2 rRNA genes are annotated in these 3,353 nt (G+C 53.7%); both read right to left on the bottom strand.

The window, feature by feature from the left end:
• Nucleotides 1-13: 13 nt before the first annotated feature.
• A 5S ribosomal RNA gene (gene rrf / locus ETC27_RS16410) occupies nucleotides 14-129 on the bottom strand.
• A gap of 112 nt (nucleotides 130-241) precedes the next feature.
• Nucleotides 242-3,128: ribosomal RNA gene (locus ETC27_RS16405) — 23S ribosomal RNA — on the bottom strand.
• Between the last annotated feature and the right edge of the window lie 225 nt (nucleotides 3,129-3,353).

Raw genomic sequence — 3,353 nt, 5'->3', positions numbered from 1 at the left:
TTTCAGTGTAAGTGCCTGACGATGACCTACTCTCGCATGGAGAGACTCCACACTACCATCGGCGCTAAGCGGTTTCACTTCCGAGTTCGGCATGGGATCGGGTGGTTCACGCTCGCTATGGTCGTCAGGCGAAACGGGATGATGAGTCGCCTAAGCGGCTCATCCAATAAGAATCATGCTGACGTGATCGTTTCATCGTATCCGTCAATTGCGCAGTCATGCGCAGACCCCTTGGGGTTATATGGTCAAGCCTCACGGGCCATTAGTACACGTTAGCTCAACGCCTCGCAGCGCTTCCACACCGTGCCTATCAACCAGCTCGTCTTGCTGGGCCCTTCAGGAGGCTTACGCCTCGGGGAAGTCTCATCTTGAAGGGGGCTTCCCGCTTAGATGCTTTCAGCGGTTATCCCGTCCGCACTTAGCTACCCGGCAATGCCACTGGCGTGACAACCGGAACACCAGAGGTGCGTCCACTCCGGTCCTCTCGTACTAGGAGCAGCACTTCTCAAACTTCCAACGCCCACGGCAGATAGGGACCGAACTGTCTCACGACGTTCTAAACCCAGCTCGCGTACCACTTTAAATGGCGAACAGCCATACCCTTGGGACCGACTTCAGCCCCAGGATGTGATGAGCCGACATCGAGGTGCCAAACACCGCCGTCGATGTGAACTCTTGGGCGGTATCAGCCTGTTATCCCCGGAGTACCTTTTATCCGTTGAGCGATGGCCCTTCCATACAGAACCACCGGATCACTAGAACCTACTTTCGTACCTGCTCGACGTGTCTGTCTCGCAGTTAAGCACCCTTATGCTCTTGCACTCAATGCACGATTTCCAACCGTGCTGAGGGTACCTTCGTGCTCCTCCGTTACTCTTTGGGAGGAGACCGCCCCAGTCAAACTACCCACCACACACTGTCCTCGATCCGGATAACGGACCGGAGTTAGAACGCCAATGATGCCAGGCTGGTATTTCAAGGTTGGCTCCACGACCGCTAGCGCGATCGTTTCCAAGCCTCCCAGCTATCCTACACAAGCAACATCAGCGTCCAGTGTGAAGCTATAGTAAAGGTTCACGGGGTCTTTCCGTCTAGCCGCGGGTACACAGCATCTTCACTGCGATTTCAATTTCACTGAGTCTCGGGTGGAGACAGCGTGGCCATCATTACGCCATTCGTGCAGGTCGGAACTTACCCGACAAGGAATTTCGCTACCTTAGGACCGTTATAGTTACGGCCGCCGTTTACCGGGGCTTCGATCAGGAGCTTCGCTTACGCTAACACCATCAATTAACCTTCCGGCACCGGGCAGGCGTCACACCCTATACGTCCGCTTACGCGTTGGCAGAGTGCTGTGTTTTTAATAAACAGTTGCAGCCACCTGGTATCTTCGACCGCTTCGCGCTTAGGGAGCGAGTCCCATCACGCTAATGCGGCGTGCCTTCTCCCGAAGTTACGGCACCATTTTGCCTAGTTCCTTCACCCGAGTTCTCTCAAGCGCCTTGGTATTCTCTACCTGACCACCTGTGTCGGTTTGGGGTACGGTTCCACAGTATCTGAAGCTTAGAGGCTTTTCCTGGAAGCGTGGCATCGATGACTTCCAGACCGTAGTCTGTTCGTCTCGTCTCTCGGCTTTAAGGAACCGGATTTACCTGATCCCTCGGCCTACTGACTTTCACCAGGACAACCAACGCCTGGCTCACCTAGCCTTCTTCGTCCCCCCATCGCAATACTGTGAAGTACGGGAATATTGACCCGTTTCCCATCGACTACGCCTTTCGGCCTCGCCTTAGGGGCCGACTCACTCTGCTCCGATTAGCGTCGAACAGAAACCCTTGGTCTTCCGGCGGGGGAGTTTTTCACTCCCCTTGTCGTTACTCATGTCAGCATTCGCACTCGTGATACCTCCAGCATGCTTCTCAACACACCTTCATCGGCGTACACGACGCTCCTCTACCGCTCATCGTTAAGATGAACCCGTAGCTTCGGTACCTGATTTAGCCCCGTTACATCTTCCGCGCAGGCCGACTCGACTAGTGAGCTATTACGCTTTCTTTAAAGGATGGCTGCTTCTAAGCCAACCTCCTAGCTGTCTGAGCCTTCCCACATCGTTTCCCACTTAATCAGGATTTGGGGACCTTAGCTGACGGTCTGGGTTGTTTCCCTTTTCACAACGGACGTTAGCACCCGCTGTGTGTCTCCCACGCTGCACTCACCGGTATTCGGAGTTTGCCTCGGGTTGGTAAGTCGGGATGACCCCCTAGCCGAAACAGTGCTCTACCCCCGGCGGTGATACGTGAGGCGCTACCTAAATAGCTTTCGAGGAGAACCAGCTATCTCCGGGCTTGATTAGCCTTTCACTCCGATCCACAGGTCATCTCAGCATTTTTCAACATACTTGAGTTCGGTCCTCCAATTGATGTTACTCAATCTTCAACCTGCCCATGGATAGATCGCCCGGTTTCGGGTCTATTTCCAGCGACTGGTCGCCCAGTTAAGACTCGGTTTCCCTACGCCTCCCCTATACGGTTAAGCTCGCCACTGAAAATAAGTCGCTGACCCATTATACAAAAGGTACGCGGTCACCGAACAAGTCGGCTCCCACTGCTTGTACGCATACGGTTTCAGGATCTATTTCACTCCCCTCTCCGGGGTTCTTTTCGCCTTTCCCTCACGGTACTGGTTCACTATCGGTCAGTCAGGAGTATTTAGCCTTGGAGGATGGTCCCCCCGTCTTCAGTCAAGGTTTCACGTGCCCCGACCTACTCGATTTCACACCAATCAGATTTCGACTACGGGGCTATCACCCTGTATCGCGTGGTTTCCCAACCACTTCGTCTATCAGTCATGGTGCTTAAGGGCTGGTCCCCGTTCGCTCGCCGCTACTTGGGGAATCTCGGTTGATTTCTTTTCCTCAGGGTACTTAGATGTTTCAGTTCCCCTGGTTCGCCTCCCAACACCTATGTATTCAGTGTGGGATACCCAACTTACGTTGGGTGGGTTTCCCCATTCAGAAATGTCCGGGTCGCAGGTTGTTTGCCACCTCGCCGAACCTTATCGCAGGCTTCCACGTCTTTCATCGCCTCTGACTGCCTAGGCATCCACCGTATGCGCTTCATCGCTTGACCATATAACCCGAAAGGGTCTGATCCGCGATGACTCACGACAATTGCCGGATACGCTTGAAACGTATCACTGCCTTTTCCTGGGTTAGGAAAAGGACTTTTTGTCAGCATGATTCATATTGTTAAAGAGCGACTGTCGAACCGACAGTCACAAGCCCGACATCAACGTTTGTGATGATAGGCTTGTGACTGTGGACTCACAGATGACTGTTGGGGTGATGGTGGAGC

It is taken from the genome of Onishia niordana (assembly GCF_004798965.1).
Lineage (GTDB): Bacteria > Pseudomonadota > Gammaproteobacteria > Pseudomonadales > Halomonadaceae > Onishia > Onishia niordana.
Note: the sequence above shows the minus strand (reverse complement) of the source record. Positions and strands in the feature narration are given on the sequence as shown.